Source organism: Streptomyces sp. NPDC050743 (assembly GCF_044456925.1).
Classification (GTDB): Bacteria; Actinomycetota; Actinomycetes; order Streptomycetales; family Streptomycetaceae; genus Streptomyces.
The window spans coordinates 1-5,724 of the sequence record NZ_JBITGJ010000227.1 but is presented as its reverse complement, the minus strand read 5'-3'; the positions used below and the strand labels follow the sequence as shown (position 1 = coordinate 5,724).

General features: G+C 70.9%; 5 protein-coding genes. All 5 read right to left on the bottom strand.

The annotated features are described in order from the left end of the window. Positions 1-91: 91 nt before the first annotated feature. Positions 92-610, bottom strand: coding sequence for a MarR family winged helix-turn-helix transcriptional regulator (locus ACIBJF_RS51760; RefSeq protein ID WP_399184853.1), 519 nt, complete (start codon positions 608-610; stop codon positions 92-94). Positions 611-663: 53 nt separating this feature from the next. Beyond that, positions 664-1,158, bottom strand: coding sequence for a DoxX family protein (locus ACIBJF_RS51755; RefSeq protein WP_399184852.1), 495 nt, complete (start codon positions 1,156-1,158; stop codon positions 664-666). 52 nt (positions 1,159-1,210) lie between these two features. Further along, positions 1,211-3,154: an amidohydrolase gene (locus ACIBJF_RS51750; RefSeq protein WP_399184851.1), complete on the bottom strand. Its 1,944-nt coding sequence runs from the start codon at positions 3,152-3,154 to the stop codon at positions 1,211-1,213. 119 nt (positions 3,155-3,273) lie between these two features. Then, positions 3,274-3,894, bottom strand: a complete 621-nt coding sequence (locus ACIBJF_RS51745; RefSeq protein WP_399184850.1) for a YoaK family protein — start codon at positions 3,892-3,894, stop codon at positions 3,274-3,276. Positions 3,895-4,471: 577 nt separating this feature from the next. Beyond that, positions 4,472-5,134, bottom strand: a complete 663-nt coding sequence (locus ACIBJF_RS51740; protein ID WP_399184849.1) for a hydrolase — start codon at positions 5,132-5,134, stop codon at positions 4,472-4,474. Between the last annotated feature and the right edge of the window lie 590 nt (positions 5,135-5,724).

Below are 5,724 nucleotides of genomic sequence, written 5' to 3'. Positions count from 1 at the left end.
CGGGGCCGCCGGCTCCGGTGGCGGCCTGAGCCGTAAATCCCCGCTCAGCCCTGGAGGGCGACGCATCCCCTCCCTCCAGGGAGGGGAGCCTTCAATTCCCCAGATCGTTGTTGGCGTCGCGCAGTGCGCGCATGGCGTCGGCGAGGTTGTCGAAGCCGTCGCGTCCGAGGGGGGTGAGGACCCGGACGCGCAGGCTCCTGCTCAGCGCCTGGGAGATGGCCTGGGCTGTGTCCTGGCCCTGGTTGGTCAGTTCGAGGTAGGTGACGCGTCGGTCGGCCTCGCACGCCACACGCCGGGCCAGGTTGGCCGCGCTGATCCGGTCGGCGAGCTTGGTGAACCCGCCGCTGGACATGCCTGCCTCGTGTGCCAGGCGTGACATCGGCATCCGGTGTTGGGAGGCAGCGAGCAGGCGCAGCAGTATATCGGCCACGCCCGGGCCGAGGTTGAAACGCTCGGTCAGCTCGCCTACGAGAGCATCCTGTGTGGCGTGAAAGCCCTGCATCACGAGCATCCACCCGCCAAGCAGGTCACGATCCGTGCTCTGGCCGGCGCCTTCTTCGTCGCCCCCGTCGGCCGGTGGCGGCGGGGCCACGTCCTGCGGGTTCCCCATCTCGGTCTCCATGGCAGTCTCAACGCGCTGGCGGTGTGGATGTTCCTGATCACTCAGGAGTGTAGGTGGGGCCGGTGGAGGAGGGCGCGGGTGGCCAGTCCGCTGGTGATGCCGAGGCCGACGGCTGCGGCGGTCCACGCCGGGTGCCAGGGGTTGAGCCCGAGGGCTTGGTCGATCGACCAGCGGCCGGGTCCGGTGAGCGTGAGCACGGCCGGCAGGATCATGAGGACGAGCGGGTACTCGTAGCCGTTGTTCTGCACCCAGAGCCCGTTGTGCCACTTCACGGTGATGGCGACGGTCATGACTCCGGCTGCGATGGTGGCGGCCAGGGGGGTGAGCGCTCCAGCGGCCAGCAGCAGGCCCGCGGTGATCTGCCCGCCTCCCGCGGCGGCGGCGGTGAGCCGGCCGCCGCGGAACCCGTCCGCTTGGAACTCTGCCGCGCCGCCCTGGATCCCGTGGCCGCCGAGGCGGTGGCTGACCTTCTGGATCCCGTGCCCGGCCAGCAGCAGGCCGAGGGCCAGCCTCAGGATGAGCAGTCCGGTGTTCATCACACTTCCTTGTACGCAGGTAGGCGGTTGGGCAGCGGTGGGTTTGGGTGCGTCACAGCACGAAGCAGGCGTCGAAGATCTCGGGCGCGGCCTCAGGGGTGAAGCCGCGGGCGGCGCGCCACTGGCGGTGCTGCTCGGACTCGGCGACCACCTGGCCGAGCAGTTCGGCCTGGCGTGCGCCGGAGATGCCAGGCTTGACGGTGGCCTGGTAGCCGCCGAAGTGCGCCACCGGGCTCCAGGCCGGGCTGATGGCCGGGAGCTGCTCGTCCAGGCCCTCGTACTCGGCGGCGGCGTAGACGATGCGGCCGCCGGTGACGGTCAGGAGGGACTCGATGTGCGGGATGTCCTGCTCGGGGACGGTGAAGTAGTCGTCGGAGAGGATGGCCAGGTCGCCGTAGTAGCCGGGGGCGAGGATGCCCTTGACGTCCTGTTCGCCGGTGAGCTGGGCGCCGGCCTGGGTGTACATGGTCAGGGCGGTCTCGCGGCTGACGCGGTTGTCCGGCGGGTAGAGGGTCAGGTCGCCGACGGTGCGGCCGGCCACCAGCCAGTGCAGGGCGACCCAGGGGTTGTAGGAGGAGACGCGGGTGGCGTCGGTGCCGGCGCCGACGGTCAGGCCGCGCTCCAACATGGCGCGGATCGGCGGGGCCTCGGCGGCCGCGCCTGCGCCGTAGCGGCGCACGAACGCCTCGCCCTGGAAGGACATGCGGTTCTGGACGGAGAGGGCGCCGCCGAGGGCGGCGATGCGGTCCAGGCTGTCGCGGGAGACGGTCTCGGCGTGGTCGAACAGCCAGCGGTTGCCGGCGGGGAAGAGGCCCTCGGCGGCGAGTTTCTCGAAGACGGCGAGGTCGCGGCGGATGGTCTCGTCGTAGGTGGCGTGCAGGCGAAAACCCCAGCCGTTCTCCATCAGCAGCCGCACGGCCTGCTCGAATTCGGCTTCGTAGGGGCCGAGTTCGGGCCGGGGCTGGGTGAAGTTCTCGAAGTCGGCGGCGGCCCAGGTCAGGTTCTCGCCCGCGCCGTTCAGGCGCAGCCATTCGTCGCCGTCGCCGGGGCGGACCATGCCGATCCAGCGTTTGAGGTCGGCGATCTCCTGCCCGCCGGTCTGGGGGAAGAGGTGGTAGGCGATGCGCAGGGAGAGCTGTCCGGCCTTGGCCAGGTCGATGACGGTGCCGTAGTTGTCGGGGAAGTTCTGAAAGCCGCCGGCCGCGTCGATCGCGGAGGTCAGACCGAAGCGGTTGAGTTCGCGCAGGTAGTGGCGGGTGGAGAGCTTGAGGTCCTCGCCCTGGAGGGTGGGGGCCTTGGCCAGGGTGGAGTACAGGATCAGGGCGCCGGGGGCGGCCAGCAGCATGCCGGTGGGCTCACCGCCCGGGCCGCGGACGATCTGGCCGCCGCGGGGGTCGGGGGTGTCCTTGGTGAAGCCGGCCGCCTGGACGGCGGCCCGGTTCATGATCGCCGACTGGTAGAGGTTCAGCACGAACACGGGGGTGTCGGGGGCTGCGGCGTTGAGTTCGGAGACGGTCGGCAGGCGCTTCTCGGCGAACTGGTCGGCGGAGAAGCCGCCGACGACGCGGACCCACTGGCCCTTGGGGGTGCGCCCGGCCTGTTCGCGGAGCATGGCCAGGCCCTGGCGCAGGGTGGGGACACCGTCCCAGCGCAGTTCCAGGACGTAGTTCAACCCGCCGCGGATCACGTGCAGGTGGGAGTCGTTCAGACCGGGGATGACCCGGCGGCCCAGCGCGTCCACCACCCGAGTGTCGGTGCCGATCAGGTGCAGGATGTCGGCGTCGTCGCCGACCACCGTGACCTTGCCGTCCTTGATCGCGACCGCGCTCGCCTGCGGGTGCACCGGGTCGCCGGTGTAGATCTTGGCGTTGCGCACCACCACGTCCGCGATGTGGGCCGCGGGGTAGGCGATGCCCAGGTGCACGTTGCGCACCGTGGACTCGGGGTCGTTCTCGGCGGTGACGGGGGAAAGGCCAGCCACAGGCATAGTGGCCATGGAAATCATCTCCAGTGGGGGGTTCTCAGAAACCGTGTGCGTGGGGGGAGCGGCTGCCGCGGGGTTCCGGCGAGGTGGGGAGGGGCCGCGGGGAGGTGGGCAGGGGCCGGGGCTGTGCGTCAGCCGGCGGATGAGCTGCGGGGCACGGCCAGAGCGGCGCCGGCGGCACCGACCGTGCTGGCCAGCAGGGGCCAGCCGAGCCCCGTGTGCTGCACGAGCAGAGCTCCCCCCAGTGCGCCGGCCAGCATCGCCAGCACCGAGGCCAGCCGGCGGCCGGCGCGCGGATTGGTACCGCCTGCCAGGCTCGAGTCGGACGCCAGTCCGGTCAGGGTGAGGGTGAGCACCGTCGTGGTCACATCCGGCACGGCGAGTTTGCGCACCGTGGCGTTGCGCAGGCCCATGGCCAGTGCGATCAGGGCGATCAGCGCATAGACCGCGTGGCCCGCGACGAAGGCGACGGCCGTCGCCGTGGCCAGCAGCACCGTTTCGAGCACCAGGATCCGGCGCAGCCAATGCGGCGCACTGCCACGGCGCATCACGGTCTTAAGACGGCCGGCGAGCACCGCACCAAGAAGGAAGGCGGCCAGCGACACCAGCGAGCCGAGCACCGAGAAGCCGGGTACACCGGCGGCGGCGAAACCGATGATGACCACATTGCCGGTCATGTTCGCGGTGAAGACATGCCCCAGGCCCAGATAGCTGACCGCGTCGATGAGGCCGCTCACCGCCGTCACCGTCATCAGGGCCGGCAGCAAAGGCTCACGGCCGCCCGCCGCACGCCGGGCCGCAGAAGAGTTGATAGTCACTGTCGCTTCCTTGACTCACGACCCAGACCCGGTCCGGGTTTGTTCTTGCCTGCACACGAGGACCGACGGGCCAAACACCCGCCCACGACACGGGCCGGCTCCCCGGCCGCCCCAGGACCCGGTCGCAGATCCCGGGGCAGTGCCCTCAGCCACCCGGCACCCAAGCCCGCGCGGACCAGGCGCTGCCCGGCGCCCACGGCCGCCGGGCGGCGTCGTGGGCGGTCCTTGATGCGACGGCGCCTTGGGGGCCGGGCGGGTCGGCCGTCGCGTGCGTGCAGTTCGGCGCCGGCCTGCGGCAGGCGGCATTTCCCCTGCGGCGCGAGAGGACGTCCGTGCCGTTGGAGCCACCGGGCGCCGTGCGCATCGAGGCCTTGGACAGCGGGCCGGCGGTCCCGAGCGCGGTCAGCCCGCGGCGTGCGCACCGATGAACGTCGTGTGCAGCGGGGTTCCCGGCTGGTGGGCTGGTGCCGGCCCGGACGGGTTGGCCTCGGGCCGGCACCAGGTCGACGGGTCAGCCCGCGGCGTGGGCGCCGATGACGGACTGGGCGTAGACGACGCCGAGGCCGTAGGCGCCGCCGTGCTCCTTGACGATGTCCATGACGGGGAGGTAGGTCTCGGTGCGGGCCCAGTCGCGCTGCAGTTCGAGCAGGACCTGGATCCAGGTCACCGGCACCGCACCGGCGTTGATCATCCGCTGAAGGGCGTGCTCGTGGGCCTGCGGGGTGACGCCGCCGGAGGCGTCGGCCACCACGTAGATCTCGTAGCCCTGGCCGAGCGCGGACAGCACCGGGAGCACGATGCAGACCTCGGTCCACAGCCCCGAGATGATGATCTTCCGGCGGCCGGTGGCCTTGATCGCCTCGACGACCCGGCCGTCCTCCCAGGCGTTCATCGTGGTGCGGTCGATGATCTCCTGACCCGGGAAGACCTGGGCCAGCTGCGGCAGGATCGGGCCGGAGAACGACTCGGCGGCCACCGTGGTCAGCACCGCCGGGACGTCGAACGCCCTGGCCGCCTTCGCCAGGCCGACGGTGGCGTTGATGATCGCGGTGCGGTCGCCGCTGCCGGTCCCGAAGAACATCTGCGGCTGGTGGTCGACGAACAGCATCACCGCGTTGTCGGCAGTCAGCAGATCCGGGCTGGGAGCGGCCTTGACGTTGGCAGCACTGAACATGATGGGTTCCTTTTCTTCTGATACAGGCAGGGACTCACGCCTGGCGTGCCTGGCCGCAGGGCGGCGAAAGCGCGCCAGCAGTCCCTGCAGACGGTTCGCGGATGCCGCCATCGCGGCCTCCTTCGGGTGTCACGCCGGGGCTGTGGTCCGTCCCCCGAGGGGGGCGCTCACGCAGAGCAATCTTTCAGAGGAGACACTTCTGCGCAAGAGGTTGAATGATGAACTAAATGGGTGGCGTGCGTCACCCTCGCCCATGCGGGCCCCCCGGTCCACGGCGCTCTGCGCACCCCGGCAAACTCAGCGGCCCACCCTCGCCGCCTGCGCGTGCTGGTACATCATCCGACCAGGTCACCGGGTTCCTCCGAGGATGCCCCGGCCTTCGGGCCGGGGAGGAATCGGACTCCTGCGGGGCAGGGCAGGGACAGCCGGATCGCCGTCAGGGCGATCCGGCGCCCCGCCCCGCACGGCGGTGACGTCGCCCACGATCATCGAGAGCTCTCAACTGTCAGTGCTCTCAGGTAGGTTCGGATGCATGACGACAGAGGCGACCACGAAGGACACCGGGCATGCCCGGTACACCTTCCGTGTGC